Genomic DNA, 18,002 nt, shown 5'->3' on the forward strand with positions numbered 1-18,002 from the left:
GGGTGACGACGACCGGAGGACGAGGCGGCATCCTGGAGGACCCCGTCGACCTGGCCGTACCGGTCGGGCTCGACGCGGCCGAGGCCGCCGCCCGGCTGCGCGCCACCGGCCCCAACACGGTCACCCCGCCACCCCGCCAACACCTGGCCGTACGGATCCTGCGCCAGCTCACCGACCCGCTGGTGGCACTTCTGCTTGCCGCGGCGGCCGTCACCACGGTGCTCGGCGACTACCCGGACACCGCGGTGATCGTCCTGGTCGTGCTGGTGAACACCGTCATCGGGGTGGTGCAGGAGGTCCGCGCCGACCGCGCGATCGCCGCTCTGGACCGGCTCGCCGCGCCCGCCGCCCGGGTGGTGCGCGACGGCCGGGAACTGGCGGTGCCCGCCGCCGACCTCGTCCCCGGCGATCTGGTCCGCGTCGAGGCCGGCGACATCGTCCCGGCCGACCTGCTGCTGATCGAGGCGAACCGGCTGCACCTGGACGAGTCCGCGCTGACCGGTGAGTCGGTGACAGTGGGGCGTACCCCCGGCGGGGAGGCGCTGGCCGGGACCGTCGTCACCACCGGAAGGGCAGCCGGCACCGTGCTCCGCACGGGAGCAGTGAGCGCCCTGGGCCGGATCAGCGCGCTGGTGGCCGGCACCCGTCCCACCACCACACCGCTGCAGCGCCGGCTCGCCGCCCTGGGCCGGGTGCTCGGGTTGGTCGCGGTGGCCCTGTCCGGGCTGGTGTTCGCCATCGGCGTGGTCGGTGGCCGGCCGGTGGTGGACATGGCGATCACCGCGGTGAGCCTGGTGGTCGCGGCGGTGCCCGAGTCGCTGCCGGCCGTGGTGACGCTGGCCCTCGCGCTCGGCGCCCGCCGGATGGCCGCCGCGCACGCCATCCCGCGCCAACTGCACGCGGTCGAGACACTCGGCTCGGTGACGGTGATCGCCTCCGACAAGACCGGCACCCTCACCGAGGGGCGGATGACGGTGCAGCAGGTGGTCACGTCCGACGGTGCCCGATATGGAATCACCGGCACCGGGTACGCCCCGTACGGCACGGTGCACCGCGACGGCGCGGCGGTGGCCGTACCGGAAGGGCTGCGCCGACTGGCGCGCGCCGGGCTGCTCTGCAACGACGCCGCCCTGTCGCCGCCGGACGACGAGCGATCCGACTGGGCTGCGGTCGGTGACCCCCTGGAAGCGGCGCTGGTCGCCTTCGCGGCCCGGTGCGGCCTCGACCCGCAGCCGACTCGCGCCGCCTGGCCCCGGGTCGCTGAGCACCCCTTCGACCAGGCGCAACGCCGGATGATCACGGTGCACCGCTCCTGCGACCAGCGTTACCTGGTGGTCTGCAAGGGCGCACCGGAGAGCGTCCTCGGCGCGCCGCTGGTGGACGCGACCGCCGAGGAGATCGACGAGTTGACCACCACCGCGCGGCGGCTGGCGGCCGAAGGGTTACGGGTGCTCGCCGTCGCCGCCGCCCTGGTGGACCGGATGCCCGACCTCGCCGCACCCACCGGGCTGCGTCCGGTGGGGCTGGTCGCCGTCGGTGACCCGCTGCGCGTCGGCGCCCCGGAGATCGCCGGCAGCTTCGACACCGCCGGCGTACGGCTGCTGCTGATCACCGGAGACCACCCGGCCACGGCTGCGGCGATCGGTGGTCAGCTCGGTCTCTGGCGCGTGGGCGACCCCCTCGCCACCGGCGACGACGACCAGACGGCGCACCCGGACACGCGGGTCTTCGCCCGGACCCAGCCGGAACAGAAGCTCGACATCATCGCCGGCCTGCAGGCCCGTGGCGAGGTGGTGGCGATGACCGGTGACGGGGTGAACGACGCCCCGGCGCTTCGGCGCGCCGACATCGGGGTGGCGATGGGTAGTGGCACCGAGGTCGCCCGGCAGGCCGCTGACCTGGTGCTGGTCGACGATGAGCTGTCCACCGTGGCCACCGCCATCGGCGAGGGCCGCCGGATCTACGACAACATCCGCCGGTTCCTGCGGTACGCCCTCGCCGGTGGGGTGGCGGAGATCATCGTGATGCTGACCGGCCCGCTGTTCGGGTTGGCCGTACCGCTGCTGCCCGCCCAGATCCTCTGGGTCAACCTGCTGACCCACGGGGTGCCCGGCGTGGCGCTCGGCGCCGAGCCGGCCGAACCCGGCACCCTGCGCCGCCCGCCGCGCTCACCCCAGCAGTCGGTGCTCGGCGCCGGGCTGGGTCGGGACGTCCTGGTCACCGGCGCGCTGATCGCCGCCGTGGTGCTCGGCGCCGGCGTGTTCGCCGCACATCGGGGCCTGCCGTGGCAGTCGGTGGTCTTCGTGGTGCTCGGGCTCGCCCAGCTCGGTGTGGCGCTGGCGGTCCGAGCGCCCCGGCTGCCCGGAGCCCGACACGGCAACCCCGGCCTCCTCGTCGCGGTGGCGGTGTCGGCGCTGCTCCAGGTCGGTGGGGTGCTGTCCGCTCCGCTGCGGGAGTTGCTCGGCACCGACCCGCTGGGGCCGAGCGTGCTGCTGGCCTGCGCGGCGGTCAGCGTCGTGCCCGGGCTGGCGCTGCGGCTGGCCCGTCGCCGGCCGTCGCTGGCAGCGTCCCGCCCGGACGCTGACGGGGCGTGACGAGTGACGGGACCAACGGCCCCCGGCCCCTTGCCGTACGCCCCTGACCGCCGGGACGACATCGCACGAGGATGGAGACGGATGAAGGAGGACGTGATGACCATCAGATCCGGTGCTCCCGTTGTGGTGGCGGTGGACGGCTCGACCTCGGCGCTGGAGGCGGTGCGGGTCGCCGCCCAGGAAGCGACGGTGCGGCGGCGCCCCCTGCGGGTGGTGCACGCGTTCATCTGGCCCCTGTACGACGTACCGCTGGTTTCGGCGCCGGGCGCTCCCGTCGACGCCGGGCTTCGCCACCAGGCTGAACTGATCGTCGCCGAGGCGGTGACCGAGGCCGGCAAGACCGCGCCGGAGCTCGCCGTCATCGGCGCGGTGATCGACGGCGCAGCCACGCCGGTGCTCCTGGGCGAATCCCGCGACGCGGCGCTACTGGTGCTCGGCAGCCGGGGTCTGGGAGGTTTCGCCGAGCTGCTGATCGGCTCGGTGGCCGTGCAGGTGTCCGCCCGCGCCGAGTGCCCGGTCCTGGTGGTCAAGGGTGAGGCGCGCGCCGACGGCCCCGTGCTGGTCGGCGTCGACGGCTCGGCCCTGTCCACCGAGGCCCTGGCATTCGCCTTCGAGGAGGCCGCGCTGCGCGGCACCGACCTGGTGGCCGTGCACGCCTGGCTCACCCCCACGCCGACCGGCCCCGGCGACATCCTGCCGCTGGTGTACGACGTCGACGCGCTGGCCGCCGACGAGAAGCGGGTGCTCGCCGAATCCCTGGCCGGCTGGTCGCAGCGGTATCCCGAGGTGCCGGTACGCCAGTGTGTGGCGTACGGCGCAGCAGCGCGGGTGCTGGTGCAGCAGTCCGCCGGCGCGCAGCTCACCGTGGTCGGGGCACACGGTCGGGGCGCCCTCGCCGGTGCGCTGCTCGGCTCGGTGAGCCACGCGGTGCTGCATCACTCGCACAGCCCGCTGGCGATCGTCCGGCACCGCCGGGACGCCTGAGCGCCGTACCCCCGTCCGTGCCGGCCGGCTCCCGGCCGGCGCGTTCGGCGACGCGGCTTCGGGTACACGGTCGACAATGACCTGACCAACCCAGGGAGCGCCGATGAACCGACCCGTCGTGGTGGGCGTGGACGGATCGCCGTCCAGCCTCGTCGCCGCCGAGCACGCGGCCCGCGCTGCGCTGCTCCGGTCCAGGCCGTTGCACCTGGTGCACGGCTTCCTGCACCCGCTCGGCTACGGCGTGCCGCTCAACCCGTACGACCTCGGGGTGCCGGCTCCCTCCGAGGAGGCGCAGAAGATGTTGGAGCGTACGGCGGCTGAGCTGGCCGACAGGTGGCCCGGCCTGGTCGTCGAGGTCCGCCAGGTCGCCGGCGGTCCCGGCATCACCATGGTCGAGGAGTCCCGTCGGGCCGACCTCGTCGTGGTGGGCAGTCGAGGGCTGGGCGGGTTCGCCGGGCTGCTGCTCGGCTCGGTCGGCGCGCAGGTGGCCGCGCACGCGCACTGCCCGGTGCTGGTGGTCCGCCCGGACGAACAGCCGATCCCGGTGGACGCCCCGGTGCTGGTCGGCGTCGACGGGTCCGAGTCGTCCCGACTCGCCGCGAGCTACGCCGCCGGCGAGGCGGCGCTGCGGGACGTGCCGTTGGTGCTGGTGCACGTCGGCCCGCCGGACGGGGGCCGGACGGTGCCGGAGGAGATCGAGGAGTCGCAGGCCGCGTACCAGGCCGACGCCGTGCGGCTGCTCGCCGACGCGTCCACTGCGGTCCGCGCCGAGCATCCCGACCTGGTGGTGCGGGAGCATCCGGTCCGGGCGGCCGGCGTGGCCCAGGGGCTCATCGAGGCCAGCGGCACGGCGTCGCTGCTGGTCGTGGGCACCCGGGGCCGGGCCGGATTCACCGGGATGCTGCTCGGCTCGGTCAGCCAGGCGGCGATCCAGCACGCGCACTGCCCGGTGCTGGTCGCCCACCCGTACCCGGTCAGCTGACCGGCGCGCCGTCCCCTCGGCCGAGCATCTGCAGGAAATCGGTGGTGAGGGCGAACGGGTCGGCGGGACCGCTGGTCGGCGGCCGCCGCTCGATCTGGTCGGCCAGCTCCCCGGCGGCGCGCCGGATCCGGCCGCGAAGCGCGCCGTCGGCGGTGCCGTCCGACCAGTCCTCCGGCGCGGCGAACACCGCGGTCGGGACCACCACCGACCGCAGGTACGCGAACATCGGGCGGACCGCGTGCTCCAGAGCGAGGGAGTGCCGGGCGGTGCCGCCGGTGGCCCCGATCAGCACCGGCCGGTCGACGAGCGACTCCTTGTCCAGCACGTCGAAGAAGGACTTGAAGAGCCCGTTGTAGGAGCCACTGAAGATCGGGGTGACGGCGATGAGGCCGTCCGCGCCGGTCACCGTGTCGACGACCTCGCGCAGCGCCGCCGGCGCGAACCCGGTGAGCATGTTGTTCACCACGTCGTGGGCGTACTCCCGCAGGTCGACGACGTGCAGCTCCACCTCGGAGCCGCGCCGGACCAACTCGTCGCGGGTGGCCGCGGCGAGTTGGTCGGCGAGCAGCCGGGTCGACGAGGGCTGGCTCAGCCCCGCCGAGACCACGGCCAGGGTGCGGTGGGTCATCGGGTCGCCCCCTCCGGTGCCTTGCCCGTCACGTCGTCGACGGCGTGCACGGTGCTGTCCTTGGCGCCGCCGGCGGCGGCGACCAGCGAGGCGTGGGTGGGCGCCTCCGGCACGTGCGCCGGACGCAGCGCGGCGAACTCCTTGCGCAGCACCGGCACGACCTCCTCGCCGAGCAGGTCGAGCTGCTCCAGCACCGTCTTCAGGGGCAGGCCCGCGTGGTCCATCAGGAACAGCTGCCGCTGGTAGTCACCGACGTACTCCCGGAAGCCCAGGGTGCGGTCGATGACCTGCTGCGGGCTGCCCACGGTCAGCGGCGTCTCCCGGGTGAACTCCTCCAGCGACGGCCCGTGCCCGTAGACCGGGGCGTTGTCGAAGTACGGACGGAACTCCCGGACGGCGTCCTGCGAGTTGCGTCGCATGAACACCTGCCCGCCCAGACCGACGATGGCCTGGTCGGCGGCGCCGTGGCCGTAGTGCGCGTACCGCTGGCGGTAGAGCTGGACCATCCGCTGGGTGTGCTCCTTGGGCCAGAAGATGTGGTTGGCGAAGAAGCCGTCGCCGTAGTACGCGGCCTGCTCGGCGATCTCCGGGCTGCGGATCGAGCCGTGCCAGACGAACGGGGGCACCCCGTCGAGCGGACGCGGCGTCGAGGTGAACGACTGCAACGGGGTGCGGTACTTGCCCTTCCAGTCGACCACGTCCTCGCGCCACAGCCGGTGCAGCAGGTCGTAGTTCTCGATGGCGAGGGGGATGCCGGCCCGGATGTCCTTGCCGAACCACGGGTAGACCGGGCCGGTGTTGCCGCGGCCCATCATGAGGTCCACCCGACCGTCGGACAGGTGCTGGAGCATCGCGTAGTCCTCGGCGATCTTCACCGGGTCGTTGGTGGTGATCAGGGTGGTCGCGGTGGACAGCAGCAGACGCTCGGTACGCGCCGCGATGTGGCCCATCATGGTCGTCGGTGACGACGGCACGAACGGCGGGTTGTGGTGCTCGCCGGTGGCGAAGACGTCCAGGCCGACCTCTTCGGCCTTCAGCGCGATCGCGACCATCGCCTTGATGCGCTCATGCTCGGTCGGCTCCCGACCGGTGGTCGGGTCGACCGTGACGTCACCGACGGTGAAGACTCCGAACTGCATGACCAGCTCCTCGCGTGTCAACCGGGGGCCGTCGTGGTACCCGGACGCAGCTCTCAACTTATTTGACGACGCAACTATTCCGTCGTCGGGACGCCCCGCAGTGGCGCCGGTCACCTCCACAACCGGACAAGCGGGTCGGGAACTCCCCTCGGTGTCGGCCCGCTCAGCCGCCCGCCACCGAGGGCAGCACCTGCACCTCCGCGCCGTCCTCGACCGGGGTGGCCAGACCGCCGGAGTGCCGGCAGTCTTCCCCGTCGACGAAGACGTTGACGTAGCGGCGCAGCTCGCCGCGCTCGTCGCGGATGCGCCGGGCCAGCCGGGGATGCGCGACGGCCATCTCGTCCAGGACCGCCCGGAGCGTCCCGGCGGCGGTGACGTTCAGCCGACTCGCGCCCCCGGCCTCGCCGCGCAGCGGGCCGGGCAGCAGCACGGTGACCACGCTCAGACCTTCGCGGCGCGAACGCAGAGCACGTCGGGCAGGTGCGCCGCGACCGACGACCAGGAGTCGCCCTCGTCGCGGCTGGCGAAGACCGAGCCGGAGCGGGTGCCGAAGTAGACCCCACCGGGGGTCGCATCGTCGGCGCACATCGCGTCGCGCAGCACCGCCGGATAGAACGGGCCCTCGGGCAGCCCGACCGACAGCGGCTCCCACTTGCCGCCGGCGTCGGCGGACCGGAACACCCGGCAGCGGTGGTCGGTGGGGAACCGCTCGCTGTCGGCCACCAACGGGAAGGTCCACACCATGCCGCCGCGCCCGGGGTGGGCCACCATCGGGAAGCCGAAGTCGCTGGGCAGCCCGTCGGCGATCGAGGACCACGTGCGGCCGTCGTCGTCGGAGCGGTAGACGCCGTGGTGGTTCTGCGCGTACAGCCGCTCGGGGTTGCCGGCGTCCCGGGCGACCTTGTGCACGCACTGGCCGAACTCCGGCCACTCGTCGGGCATGAAGTAGGCGCGGATGCCGGTGTTGCCCGGTGCCCAGCTGGCCCCGGCGTCCTCCGAGCGGTAGACGCCGCCGGTGGACATGGCGACCAGCAGCCGGGCCGGGTCACGCGGGTGCGGCAGCACGGTGTGCACGGCCTGACCACCGAAGCCGGCCTCCCACTGGGGCCGGTGCGGGTGGTCCCACAGGGATCGGACCAGCTCGAAGCTGCGGCCACCGTCGGTGGACTTGAACAGCGCCGAGGGCTCGGTGCCGGCCCAGACCACGTCCGGCTCGTCGGGACCGGCCGGCATCAACTGCCAGACCCGCCCGAGGGAGACGCCGGCGTCGGCCGGAAACGCGACCGGCGCCTGGTCGGGCTCGTCCCAGGACGCGCCGAGGTCGTCGCTGGTGGCGACGCTGGGCCCGAAGTGTGAGCTGGTCACCCCGGCGAGCAGCCGCGGGGTGGAACGACGGGTGTCGACCGCGACCGCGTAGACACCGGTCATCGGGAAGTGCGGACCGGTGATCTCCCAACTGCGCCGGTCGTCGGTGCTGGTGGCGAGAAACAACCCCTTGGCTGTGCCGATCGCGAGCAGTGTTGCCATGACGTCCTCCGAACCGTCGGTGAGCAGGTCCGGTGATTATGGCCACACCCACCGACAGCCTCCGCCGCCCACACGCCGCAGTGCGCGCTCAGCCCCGGATGCGGGGCACGTGCCGGCGGTAGGCGCTGACCGTGGGATCGCCGTCCAGCCAGAACCGCCAGGGCAGGTCGTGCGCGCCGGTCACCCCGACCCGGGGACCCGCCACCACCGTCTCCGGCGGCACCGGCCGCACAGGGGGCCGTAGGCGGACCGGCCCGTCGCCGAGCAGATACGCCCCGTACGCCTCGCGGTCGATGCCGAGCGCGGAGCAGAGCCGGGCGGGCCCGCGGGCCAGATCCACGTCCCGTCGGATGGCCGGCCGACGCTCCCGTGCCGTGGCCAGCCCGTCGACAACCTCCCCGGCGCGCAGCAGCACGGCGGAAGCCTCCCCCTCGACGCCGGTGACCACGTTCATGCACCAGTGCATCCCGTAGGTGAAGTAGACGTACGCGTGCCCGGCGGGGCCGAACATCACGGCGTTGCGCGGGGTGCGGCCCCGATGGGCGTGCGAGGCGGGATCGCCGCCACTTCCCGCGTACGCCTCGACCTCGGTGATCCGGACGGTGACCCCGCCGGCGTGCAGACGGCAGCCCAGCAGTCCGCGCGCCGCCGGCAGCAGTGGGCCGGCGAGCAGGTCCGCCAGCGCCGCCAGGTCAGCGTCGGCGGAGCGGTCGTCCGACACGAGATCCATGGCCCCCAAAGGTACCCAGCCTTGCGCCTGACCATCCCGCCGCCGGATCCGGCCGGGCACCCGGAAGCCCTCCGGTGTTCATCCGTTCGTCATCCACCTGCGGAAACCCGCCGCGCGACCGGCGGGTGTAACGAGTGTCGTCGCAGGGCGCGACGGCGCATCCGGAGAGGAACCACCATGAACGTACGCAGAATCCGTCGGCCTCTCATCGCCATCGTCCTGGCCGCGGCAGGCGCCACGCTTGCTCTCGCCCCGTCGGCCAGTGCCAACGCCCCGCTGAGGGCGGGTGCCGCGGTCGACGGCGCCCCGCTGACCGCGGTCGTGCTCAGCGCCACCAGCAAGATCGACGCCAGCGGCGCGGCGGTCTTCGTCCCGGTCACCCTGACCTGCTCGCAGCGCACCTCGGTCGACCTGACCGTCAAGGTCGCCCAGGCTATCGGGGACACGATGCGGACTGGCACGACCATGCGGAAGGTGGTCTGCGACCCGACCACGCAGAAGGTCCGGATCGCCGTGACCGCGACGGAGCGCCCGTTCGCCCCCGGTGTGGCGTTCGGCGTGGTGACCGGCAACTCCTGCGACGCGTTGTGCAACTCCCTCACCGACGAGCACCGCTTCGAGTTGTCGCTCTGACCATGGCGGGGCGGGGTGGTACGTCAAGACCGCGCCGCCCCGCTTCAACATGTTGTTGACAATCGTTCGTTGATGGGTTGGGATCGGGGTATGACGACGGACGACCTGTTCACCGCGCCGGACCCGGGCCGGGCCCGAGCCCACCGGACGTACGAGGCGTTGCAGCGGATCAGCGAGCGGCACGCCGGCACCGACACCCGGCGGGGCCGCTGGGCCCACCCGTACGTGCTGGACCAGTGGGAGGCCGTCGCCCTGGTCGCCGCTCTGGCCGCCGGCGGGGCCGAGCGCGAGGCCGCGGAGGAGCCGATCGACGCGGCCGACCTCACCGCCGCGCTGACCCTGCTGCCACACGTCCGCGCCGAGCTGGACGCCCTGGAGGCCGGCCTGTTGACGCTGGCCCGCGACCGGGGGCTGACCTGGCAGGCGATCGCGTACGGGCTGGGGCTGGGCAGCGCGCAGGCGGCCCGCCAGCGCTACGAGCGGGTCGCCGCCCGCTCCGCCGGGTAGATGACGTTGGCCTCGTCCAACGCGGCACAGCAGGTGCCGACGACGAGGCGGCCCCGCCTCACTCCGCCCCGGCCAGACCTGCTCGGTGCGCGACCGCCGCAGCCTCGGTCCGGCTGGACGCGCCGAGTTTGGCGAGAATGCTGGAGACGTGAGTGCTCGTGGTCTTCTGCGTGATGAAGAGTTCTTCGGCGATCCGACGGTTGCTGTACCCCCGCGCGACCAGCCGCAACACCTCGGTCTCACGTGGGGTGAGCCCCAGGGAGACGCCGGCGTCGTGCTGAGCGTCCTGCTCGTCCACTGGCCGGCCGTCCGCCACGAACGCCGCCGCGATCCCGGCCCGGGCGGCGAGTACCTCGATGTCGGCAAGGAGCAGTTGAGCGCCGAGCCCGGTGGCGATCCGGTGCGCAGCCGTGAGCCGATCGGCCGCGGCGTCGCGCCGCTGTGCGGCGAGCAGGGCACGCCCCTCGCCGAGGAGTGCGCCCGCCAGCTCGTAGGGACGCTCCAGCGGCTCGAACGCGGCGACGGCCGCGGCCCAACGCCCCGGGTCGTCGTCCCCCTCCGCCCGCGACAACTGGGCCTGCAGGACACGCGCGAACGCGTGCGAGATGGGAAACACGATCTGCAGGTGTTCGGCGGCGTCGCGTACGACGGCGAGCACCTCGGCAGAGCCTGTACCGGCCGAAAACGCATCCGCCTCGATCGCGGCGGCGGCGCAGAGCGCCGGCAGCACATCGCTCACCGGCCCGCTGGCCAGCGCCGCGGCGATACGTAGGAACTCGGCTCGAGCGCCGACGATGTCGCCCTGACGGGTGGCAGTCTCCACGATGTACTGGACCAACGGGATGAGGAACTGCGGCTGGAGATCCTCGGTACCGAAGAGTTCGCGGGCGAGCATCAACTGGTCGGCGGCCTCGCTGACATGTCCCCGCACCAACTGGCCGTAGGCGCGGCGCCCCACGATCGCGGCTCGTGGCTTGTCCGACTGGGCGACCGCCGCGGCTTCGTCGAGCGCCGCCTCCGACTCCGGCCAACGGCCCAGCGAGAACAGGGAGACCGAGCGGTTGCAGTGCACCCACGCCTCGGTATCGGCCAGGCTGAGCGAGCGACACATCTTTATGCCGTGATCGGCCGTCCGGATCGCCTCCTCGGAGCGGCCCATCCCCTCCAGGATCGAGGGAAGGTTCTGGTTCACCCGCCCGATGAGGTCGACCACTCCCAGCTTCTCGGCACGATCTCGTACCTCGTACAGGTCGGCCAGGCTGGTGCCGTCGAGATCGGTCGCGGCGTCGAGCCAGCAGAGCGTGATGCGAGCTCGTAGCTCCAGGTCCTCGGCACCGCAGCCGGCGGCGTACGTCACGGCGAGGTCGGCCGCGGCACGGCTCTGCGGTCCGGGTCGGTGCCGCGCCCCCCAGGTCGCCATGTGCCCCAGGATGTCGGCATGCAGCATCGACGGGGGCAGTTCGGCGACCAACTCCTGCGCAGTCTGCAGCTCCCGCCACCCATCCCCACGGTTCAACGCCTGGACCAGCTGGGAACAGCGCATCCAGAACCACGCCGCACGGACCGGATCTGGCTCGTGTTCTCTCGCGAGGAGTTCCAGCGCGGTACGCGCCAGGTGTAGCGACCGGTCGAGATCCCCGCTGTGCCACCCGGCCGTCGTGGCGGCGGCGAGCAGGTCAAGAAGGCCCGGCCCCACCTCGCCCGCGCCGTGCCCGCGGCGCGGGTACCGCTCCGGCAGGCCCAGGGCGGGCAGGGTGGCGCGTACCCCGTCCGGAACCCGGTCCCACAGCTCGAGCGCGCGTTCCAGCAGGCTCAGCCGCTCGGCGTACGCGTATCGGGTCCACGCCTCGTCGGCGCCGCGGACGCACATGTACAGCGCTTTGGCGTCATCGTGGGCGGCATACCAGTGCTGGGCGAGGCGGCCGGTCAACTCATCGGGCCGCACGAGCGAGGGCTCGGCTTCCAGCGCCTCGCCGTACCGTCGGTTGATCAGGGCTCGCTCGCCGGGCAGCAGGCTGTCGCTGACGGCCTCGCGAACCAGCGAGTGGCGAAATCGGTAGTCCGATCCGTTCGGTTCGGGGACGAGGATCTGGGCGAGCACGGCCGCGCGCAATCCCTCGATCAACTCGTCCTCGGGTAGACCCGTCACGGCCTTCAACAGCGGATATCCGATCGCCGCGCCACTCTCCGCGGCAATCCTGGCGATCCGCTGGCTGGTGTCCGGCAGCGCCTCGAGCCGCGCCAGCAGCACCTCCCGGAGGTTGTGCAGCTCTTCCCCCGCGTGCTCCACGTAGGCGCGGGCGAGCTCTTCGACGAAGAACGCGTTGCCGTCGGAGCGGGCGAAGATGTCGTTGAGGACGACCGGGTCAGGCAGCGCCCCGAAGAGACCGCCGAGTTGCTTGGTCACCTCGACTCGGCTGAACCGGGACAGCTCGACGCGGCGTACCGACCTGAGCCGGTCCAACTCCGCCAGGAGCGGGCGCAGGGGGTGTCGGCGGTGGACCTCGTCGGACCGGTAGGTGCCGACAAGGAGGAGACGTCCGGTGCGCCTGCTGCGGCACAGGTATCCCAGCAGGTTGCGCGTGGAAGCGTCGGCCCAGTGCAGATCCTCGATCACCAGCACCACCAGGCGGCTCGACGCCAGGCGTTCCAGGACCCGCGTGGTGAGTTCGAGGAGCCGTGCGACGTTTTCGCTTCGATGTTCCACGGACGTCCCGGCGTCCAGATCCGGCAGGATCCGGGCGAGCAACGCCTCCTGACCCGCGCTCGCCGCCTGGACCTCATCGGGTAGCCGCTGCCACAGGACGTGCAGCGCCGCGGTGAACGGCGCGAACGGGAACGCGTCGCCGCCGACCTCGATGCAACGACCGACCGCCACGACGGCCTGCCTGTCGAGCGTACGAAGCAGCTCGTCGACGAGGCGGGTCTTGCCGACGCCCGCCTCGCCCCTCACCAGCAGCGCTTGGGGGGCGCCGCGGTCGGCCGCCTCGGCGGCCTGGCGCAGCTCGGCCAGTTCGGCTTCCCGCCCCACGAAGGCAGGGGTGACGGTAGCGGCGAGTCCCACAAGACCAACAATTGCACAAACCACAGAGTGTCGGTTTCGGCAGGCGCCCCGAATCTCCCATCCGGCTCGCGGAAACAATTTCGCGAACCGCTGGCAGGCCACGTTCTAGGAACTTCGTCCGAGCTGTGGCGGCCGCCGCCCGCGAGTCAGGTCCCGGGGCCGGTCAAAGGCCGGAATTTCTCCCGATGCCGCGCCCTTTGCCGGCTGTGATCATCGATAGCGCCCGCCCTGACCTCTGACTCCTGAGCCCTGGAGAAAACTCACCCATGAGGATGTCTCGCTCGCTCTACCGCAGCATGACCGGCTTTCCCAGCGGATTCTGGGTGCTGTGGAGCGCGACCCTGGTGAACCGTATGGCCACCTTCGTCTATCCGTTTCTCGGGATCTACCTGACCACCGAACTCGGGTATTCGGCCACGACCGCCGGGCTCGTGCTGGCGACCTTCGGCATCGGATCCGTCGCCGGATCCCTGATCGGCGGTGAGCTGACCGACCGAATCGGCCGGCGTCCGACGATGGCCGGCGCCCAACTCCTCGCCGCCGTGTCGACCGCGATCATGGGCTTCACCCCGAACGGGGCGACTATCGCCGTGCTGGCGTTCTTCATGGGGCTCGGTGTGAGCGCGTCACGGCCCGCGGTACAGGCGATGATCGTGGATATGGTCCCGCAGAAGGACCGCGTCCGTGCCTTCTCGGTCAACTACTGGGCCGTCAACATCGGCTTCGGGTTCTCCGCCGTGGTGGCCGGTTATCTCGTACACGAGGGTTATCTCTGGATCTTCCTCGGCGATGCCGCCACGACCTTGATCTGCGCCGTGGTCATGTGGGTCCGGCTGCCGGAGACCCGGCCCGAGCGTGCCGACACCGCCTCCTCGGGCACCGAGGCGCCAATCAGTTCTCGGCAGGTTTTCCGAGACTCCCGGTTCATGACGTTCTGCCTGCTCGCCCTCGGCGTGTGGCTGATGATGTACCAGGGGTGGAGCATCCTGCCGGTCGACATGGCCGGACGCGGGATCAGCACCCAGGCCTACGGGTTGATCATCGCCTTGAACGGCGTGGTCATCATCCTGCTGCAGATCCCCGTCACCGCCCTGGTGAAGGGACGCAAACTCGGCCTGGCTCCGGTGCTGACGCTCAGCGCGGTCCTGCTCGGTGCGGGATTCGGCCTGACCGGCCTCGCCGGCACCTCGTTGATCTTCTCCGCGCTGTGCGTGGTGATCTGGACCCTGGGCGAGATCCTGTACGCCCCCGCGTCGTCGGCCGCCGTGGGCGAGCTGGCGCACACGCAGGCCCGAGGCCGCTATCAGGGCGTCTACAGCCTGAGCGGCTCCGTGGCGTCGGTCCTGGCGCCACTTCTGGGCGGACTGGTGCTGGACCACTGGGGCGGATACGCCCTCTGGTCCCTCTGCGCCGCCGTCGGTGTGGTCGCCGCGGCCGGCTTCTGGATCCTGTTCCGCCGGCCCGCCCGGAGCGCTGACGGCTCAGGAGGGGATGTCGGGGACAAGTCCGCGGGCCCACAGGGTCCGGTGTCGAACCCGGCGGTCCGGCTGCCCGCCCGCCCGGTTTCCACCCAGAGCATCACCGCCGGCATCCGCTAGCCGAGCGCGCCGACCCGCCCGGCACCACAGACAGCCCGACACCATTGCAGCTGAAAGAGGATTCATCATGCCTGGTTATGACTACATCGTGGTGGGCGGCGGCTCGGCCGGATCGGTGATCGCGGCACGGCTGTCCGTACGCCTCTCCGTGCGGGTACTGCTCCTGGAGGCCGGGAGCAGGGAATTGCCGCCCCTGAGCGCCGTACCGGCGGCGTGGCCCGCCCTCATGAACTCGCCCGCCAACTGGGGTGACGTTTCGGTGCCGCACGCGCAGACCGGCGCGACGCTCCTGCAGCCACGGGGGCGCGGGCTCGGCGGCTCCTCCGCCATCAACGGCATGATCTTCCTCCGCGCCCACCGGTCGAGCTACGACGCCTGGTCGAAGGCGGGCGCGGACGGCTGGGGCTACGACGACCTGCTGCCGTACTTCCAGCGCACCGAGCGGACGCGGGGCAGGAACGCGGCCAACCGAGGCCAGGAGGGCCCGATGCAGGTAGCTCCTGCGGCTTCCGTGCACCCGCTGATGGCGGCGGCAGGAGAGGCTGCCGTGGAGGCGGGACACCCGCGTGCCGTCGACTTCTCCAACGGACTGGAAGACGGAGTCGGCCTGTTCGACCTCAACATCGTCGACGGCGTACGCCAGACCGCCGCCGACGCCTACCTCCGGCCGATCCTGCACCGGCCGAACCTCCACGTGGTGACGGACGCACTGGTCCACCGGCTTGTCTTCGACGGTAACCGGTGCGTCGGCGTCGACTACACCGTCGCGGGCGAGACGAAGTCGGCGCAGTGCTCCGGTGAGGTGGTGTTGACGGCGGGCACGATCGGCTCGGCACAGCTCCTGATGCTCTCGGGGATCGGCCCCAAGGAGCATCTGCACGAGGTCGGTGTCGACGTGCTGGTGGACGCGCCCGAGGTCGGCGCGAACTACCACGACCACCCCACCACCACCGTCACCTACACCTCATCGCGAGAGGTTCCCGGCAGTGCCGGAAACCACGCCGAGGTGGGTGTACGCCTACGCAGCGACCCCGCCCTGACCGTGCCCGACGTGCAGCTCATCCTCAGCGAGGCGCCGCTGTCGCCGTTGGCTCCGCAGGTCGAGTACGGCCACGGATACTCCTTCCTCGTCTCGCTGATGAACCCACGCAGCCGCGGCACGATCCGCCTCTCCGGCCCCGACCCGGAGGCGCCGCTGCTGCTCGACCCCAACTGCTACGCCGACCCCCGCGACCTCGACGCCATGATCGGGGGACTGCGCGCGGCCCGTCAGATCGGTGCGGCACCCGCGCTCGCCCCGTGGCGAGGCGAGGAGGTGGTCCCCGGACCGATCAACCATGACGCGACCCTGCGCCGGTACATCCAGGAGAGCCTCGTCGTCTACTGGCACCCGGTCGGCTCCTGCCGGATGGGGTCGGACCCGACCTCTGTGGTGGACGAGGAGTTGCGGGTCAGGGGAGTCACTGGGTTGCGTATCGCCGACGCGTCCGTCATGCCCTCCATCCCGGCAGCCAACACGCACGCGACCGTGCTGGCCGTGGCCGAACGGGCGGCGGATCTCATCAGGGGCCTTACCCGTCCGTGAGCCGAGCCGTGGGCCGACCCTGGTCCCTACCGCCACGCCGCCCGCACACCGGGCCCGCTCTGCCGTCCGGCCGGTTGTCCCGATCCCACTGGGACGCCGACCCGCTCCCCTGCCGCCGCCCGGTGGATTCGACGAACCCTCGTGCCAGTGAGTCCAACCCTTGACCGGAGCACCGCATGTCACCAGCTGACCTGACCAGGATCGCCGAACTCGTCGAGGCGGAGGTGAACTACCGACTGGACGCCGCCGTACCCGAGCCGACCCGCCGGGCGCTCGGCATCACCACCGGGCGGATCGGCGGAGGAACAACGGTCTCCGTTCGCAACGACCCGACGGGTGGCATCTTCAACAAGTCCCTGGGGCTCGGTGTCACCGAATCGATCACCGACAAGGTGATCAGCGAGGTGCTCGACTTCCACCGGGCGCACGGCAGCCCGATGGCCCACATCCAGATCGCCCCGGAACTCCTGCCGAGCGACTGGGCCGAGACAAGGGCCGTCCACGGCCTCGAACCGGGCGGCGAGCTGGTCCGATTCGCGGCGGAGGTGGACGACGTCAAGCCCGCCGGCACGGATCTGCGCGTCGGGCTGGTCGGTGCGCAGGAGACCGACGAGTGGGCGGCGCGGCTCTGGGAGTTCTTCGGCGTGCCCGACCAGCACCTGATCGAGGTGTTTGCCGCCGTGGCCCGGACCGACGGCTTCCAGGCGTTCGCCGCCTGGGACGGCGACCATATGATCGGCGTGGCCAACCTCTTCCTGCACGGGAAGTCGGCCCACCTCAACTCCGGAGCGACCCGGGAGAGCCACCGCCGCCGTGGCGTGCAGTCGGCCCTGATCGCCGCCCGAGCCGAGTACGCGGCGGCAGCCGGTTGCCGCTGGCTCGTCAGCGAGGTAGGCAAGCCCGAGGTCGAGGGTACGAACCCATCACTGAACAACATGGCCAGGGCCGGATTCACCCGGCTCTACGACCGCCGGAGCTGGATCTGGCGGCCGGCGAGCACCCGCGTGACGACATCGCGCTCGTGAGCCGTTCACCGGCCCCGAGCGCCCTGACGATTGGTAGGACATGAGCACGAAAGCCGGCGAGACACCGCCGCAGCGGCCTGAGCGGCCCGCTCCGGACCTCAGCGGACTGCACGAGGTCACCGGATTCCCATTCCCCGTCCATGTCAGTCAGGGCGGGGCCGAGCGGGGTGTGCTCGTCGCGCAGCGCGCCCAACAGGTGGCTTCCTGGTTGTCCGAGACGGTCGGCGCCCCGCCGACACCGCCGCTCTTCGTGGTCGGTCCGCAGGACTGGGCGAAGGTCGCCATCTTCCCGATCTACGGCGTGGTGCACGTGTCCCGTGATCGAATGGTGATCAACCAGGAGCTTCCTCCCATGTGGGACGCATTCCTGGACAACGTCATCCCGGAGCTGCCACCGCAGACCAAGGGGCAGTTGAATGCCCGCTTCGGCGACCCGATCGATCTCGCCCCGCTGAACGACCTGTTCGTGGCCCACGAGATGAGCCATCTCTCGCACGACTTCGCGGGCTGGCAAGACCCGGGCAACCTCTGGCTCCGGGAGTTGATCGCGAACGTCGGCATGGTCGGTTACCTCGCGGAGGCCGAGACGGAGATGCTGCCGATCCTCGACGCGGCGGCGGCCTGCTGGTCGGCACCGGTGCAGTGGCCGATACGCGAGCTTGCCCGCATCCGGGAGCCGGCAGACGGCCACGGGCTCGACGGGGTGGCCAACTACATCTGGTTCCAACTCGGACTGATCATCGTGGCCCGGCGGCTGTGGGACAGCCATGGGCCGGCAGCCTTCCAGCGCCTGTGTGAGGTGTCACGGGGCCCGGAGCTGACCCGACCGGACGTTCTCGCGATGCTCGACGAGATCGACCCTGAGGTCGGACAGGCGGTAAGGAACTGGCCCACCTGATGGATCGCCGTCCCGCTGCCGCACTGCGGTAGCGGGGCGGCCGGCGCTCTTCCAGGAGCGACGGCCTGAACCGCCGTGGCGCCGACGGCATGCGCCGACGCCACGCCG

The 18,002-nt window shown here is 71.9% G+C and carries 15 protein-coding genes; 9 read left to right on the forward strand and 6 right to left on the reverse strand.

Annotated elements, in window-relative coordinates; genetic code table 11:
* The first annotated feature begins 2 nt into the window (after nucleotides 1–2).
* From ABGB10_RS19115 to ABGB10_RS19125, 3 genes are all read left to right on the forward strand, one after another.
* Nucleotides 3–2,594 carry a cation-transporting P-type ATPase gene (locus tag ABGB10_RS19115; RefSeq protein WP_347662200.1) on the forward strand — a complete coding sequence of 864 codons (2,592 nt, stop codon included), beginning with the start codon at nucleotides 3–5 and terminating at the stop codon, nucleotides 2,592–2,594.
* Between the two features lie 96 nt (nucleotides 2,595–2,690).
* Nucleotides 2,691–3,578: a universal stress protein gene (locus ABGB10_RS19120; RefSeq protein ID WP_347662201.1), complete on the forward strand. Its 888-nt coding sequence runs from the start codon at nucleotides 2,691–2,693 to the stop codon at nucleotides 3,576–3,578.
* Between the two features lie 103 nt (nucleotides 3,579–3,681).
* Nucleotides 3,682–4,560 (forward strand): universal stress protein, encoded by an 879-nt coding sequence (locus ABGB10_RS19125; RefSeq protein WP_347662202.1) that lies wholly within the window; start codon nucleotides 3,682–3,684, stop codon nucleotides 4,558–4,560.
* Here the strand turns inward: ABGB10_RS19125 and ABGB10_RS19130 are convergent.
* The 5 genes from ABGB10_RS19130 to ABGB10_RS19150 all read right to left on the reverse strand — a co-directional run bounded on the left by ABGB10_RS19130 (nucleotide 4,553) and on the right by ABGB10_RS19150 (nucleotide 8,584).
* Nucleotides 4,553–5,188 carry an FMN reductase gene (locus ABGB10_RS19130; protein WP_347662204.1) on the reverse strand — a complete coding sequence of 212 codons (636 nt, stop codon included), beginning with the start codon at nucleotides 5,186–5,188 and terminating at the stop codon, nucleotides 4,553–4,555. The genes ABGB10_RS19125 and ABGB10_RS19130 overlap by 8 nt on opposite strands.
* Entirely contained in the window at nucleotides 5,185–6,327 is a 1,143-nt protein-coding gene (locus tag ABGB10_RS19135; protein WP_347662205.1) for an LLM class flavin-dependent oxidoreductase, read from the reverse strand. Before ABGB10_RS19135 ends, ABGB10_RS19130 begins: the two co-directional genes overlap by 4 nt.
* 163 nt (nucleotides 6,328–6,490) lie before the next feature.
* Entirely contained in the window at nucleotides 6,491–6,766 is a 276-nt protein-coding gene (locus ABGB10_RS19140; RefSeq protein ID WP_196922357.1) for a ubiquitin-like small modifier protein 1, read from the reverse strand.
* Between the two features lie 2 nt (nucleotides 6,767–6,768).
* Nucleotides 6,769–7,854 (reverse strand): exo-alpha-sialidase, encoded by a 1,086-nt coding sequence (locus tag ABGB10_RS19145; protein WP_347662207.1) that lies wholly within the window; start codon nucleotides 7,852–7,854, stop codon nucleotides 6,769–6,771.
* 88 nt (nucleotides 7,855–7,942) lie between these two features.
* Nucleotides 7,943–8,584: a DNA-3-methyladenine glycosylase gene (locus ABGB10_RS19150; RefSeq protein ID WP_347662209.1), complete on the reverse strand. Its 642-nt coding sequence runs from the start codon at nucleotides 8,582–8,584 to the stop codon at nucleotides 7,943–7,945.
* Between the two features lie 177 nt (nucleotides 8,585–8,761).
* On the opposite strand from ABGB10_RS19150, the gene ABGB10_RS19155 reads away from it, so the two are divergent.
* On the forward strand, nucleotides 8,762–9,217 hold the full coding sequence (locus tag ABGB10_RS19155) for a hypothetical protein (protein WP_347662210.1): 456 nt from the start codon (nucleotides 8,762–8,764) through the stop codon (nucleotides 9,215–9,217).
* Between the two features lie 90 nt (nucleotides 9,218–9,307).
* On the forward strand, nucleotides 9,308–9,724 hold the full coding sequence (locus tag ABGB10_RS19160) for a DNA-binding protein (protein ID WP_347662211.1): 417 nt from the start codon (nucleotides 9,308–9,310) through the stop codon (nucleotides 9,722–9,724).
* Nucleotides 9,725–9,782: 58 nt separating this feature from the next.
* Here ABGB10_RS19160 and ABGB10_RS19165 read toward each other — a convergent pair whose 3' ends face one another.
* Nucleotides 9,783–12,788 (reverse strand): AAA family ATPase, encoded by a 3,006-nt coding sequence (locus ABGB10_RS19165; protein WP_347662212.1) that lies wholly within the window; start codon nucleotides 12,786–12,788, stop codon nucleotides 9,783–9,785.
* 266 nt (nucleotides 12,789–13,054) lie between these two features.
* Between ABGB10_RS19165 and ABGB10_RS19170 the strand changes: the two genes are divergently transcribed.
* The 4 genes from ABGB10_RS19170 (at nucleotide 13,055) to ABGB10_RS19185 (ending at nucleotide 17,894) form a co-directional block, all read left to right on the forward strand.
* Nucleotides 13,055–14,386 carry an MFS transporter gene (locus ABGB10_RS19170; protein WP_347662213.1) on the forward strand — a complete coding sequence of 444 codons (1,332 nt, stop codon included), beginning with the start codon at nucleotides 13,055–13,057 and terminating at the stop codon, nucleotides 14,384–14,386.
* 67 nt (nucleotides 14,387–14,453) lie between these two features.
* Complete coding sequence (locus ABGB10_RS19175) at nucleotides 14,454–15,971, forward strand: GMC family oxidoreductase N-terminal domain-containing protein (protein ID WP_347662214.1); 1,518 nt, start codon at nucleotides 14,454–14,456, stop codon at nucleotides 15,969–15,971.
* Nucleotides 15,972–16,147: 176 nt separating this feature from the next.
* The gene (locus ABGB10_RS19180) at nucleotides 16,148–16,996 is read left to right on the forward strand and encodes a GNAT family N-acetyltransferase (protein WP_347662215.1); all 849 of its coding nucleotides are present in this window, start codon (nucleotides 16,148–16,150) and stop codon (nucleotides 16,994–16,996) included.
* A gap of 40 nt (nucleotides 16,997–17,036) precedes the next feature.
* Complete coding sequence (locus ABGB10_RS19185; protein ID WP_347662216.1) at nucleotides 17,037–17,894, forward strand: hypothetical protein; 858 nt, start codon at nucleotides 17,037–17,039, stop codon at nucleotides 17,892–17,894.
* Nucleotides 17,895–18,002 lie beyond the last annotated feature (108 nt).

The sequence above is a fragment of the Micromonospora sp. B9E7 genome (assembly GCF_039871815.1).
In the GTDB taxonomy this organism is placed as follows: domain Bacteria; phylum Actinomycetota; class Actinomycetes; order Mycobacteriales; family Micromonosporaceae; genus Micromonospora.

Excerpts from the sequence above, each read along its gene's own strand:
- ABGB10_RS19175 (WP_347662214.1), top strand. The coding sequence starts at position 14,454 with ATGCCTGGTTATGACTACATCGTGGTGGGCGGCGGCTCGGCCGGATCG.
- ABGB10_RS19185 (WP_347662216.1), top strand. The coding sequence starts at position 17,037 with ATGAGCACGAAAGCCGGCGAGACACCGCCGCAGCGGCCTGAGCGGCCC.
- ABGB10_RS19125 (WP_347662202.1), top strand. The coding sequence starts at position 3,682 with ATGAACCGACCCGTCGTGGTGGGCGTGGACGGATCGCCGTCCAGCCTC.
- ABGB10_RS19155 (WP_347662210.1), top strand. The coding sequence starts at position 8,762 with ATGAACGTACGCAGAATCCGTCGGCCTCTCATCGCCATCGTCCTGGCC.
- ABGB10_RS19160 (WP_347662211.1), top strand. The coding sequence starts at position 9,308 with ATGACGACGGACGACCTGTTCACCGCGCCGGACCCGGGCCGGGCCCGA.
- ABGB10_RS19120 (WP_347662201.1), top strand. The coding sequence starts at position 2,691 with ATGACCATCAGATCCGGTGCTCCCGTTGTGGTGGCGGTGGACGGCTCG.
- ABGB10_RS19130 (WP_347662204.1), bottom strand. The coding sequence starts at position 5,188 with ATGACCCACCGCACCCTGGCCGTGGTCTCGGCGGGGCTGAGCCAGCCC.
- ABGB10_RS19145 (WP_347662207.1), bottom strand. The coding sequence starts at position 7,854 with ATGGCAACACTGCTCGCGATCGGCACAGCCAAGGGGTTGTTTCTCGCC.
- ABGB10_RS19150 (WP_347662209.1), bottom strand. The coding sequence starts at position 8,584 with ATGGATCTCGTGTCGGACGACCGCTCCGCCGACGCTGACCTGGCGGCG.
- ABGB10_RS19180 (WP_347662215.1), top strand. The coding sequence starts at position 16,148 with ATGTCACCAGCTGACCTGACCAGGATCGCCGAACTCGTCGAGGCGGAG.
- ABGB10_RS19135 (WP_347662205.1), bottom strand. The coding sequence starts at position 6,327 with ATGCAGTTCGGAGTCTTCACCGTCGGTGACGTCACGGTCGACCCGACC.
- ABGB10_RS19170 (WP_347662213.1), top strand. The coding sequence starts at position 13,055 with ATGAGGATGTCTCGCTCGCTCTACCGCAGCATGACCGGCTTTCCCAGC.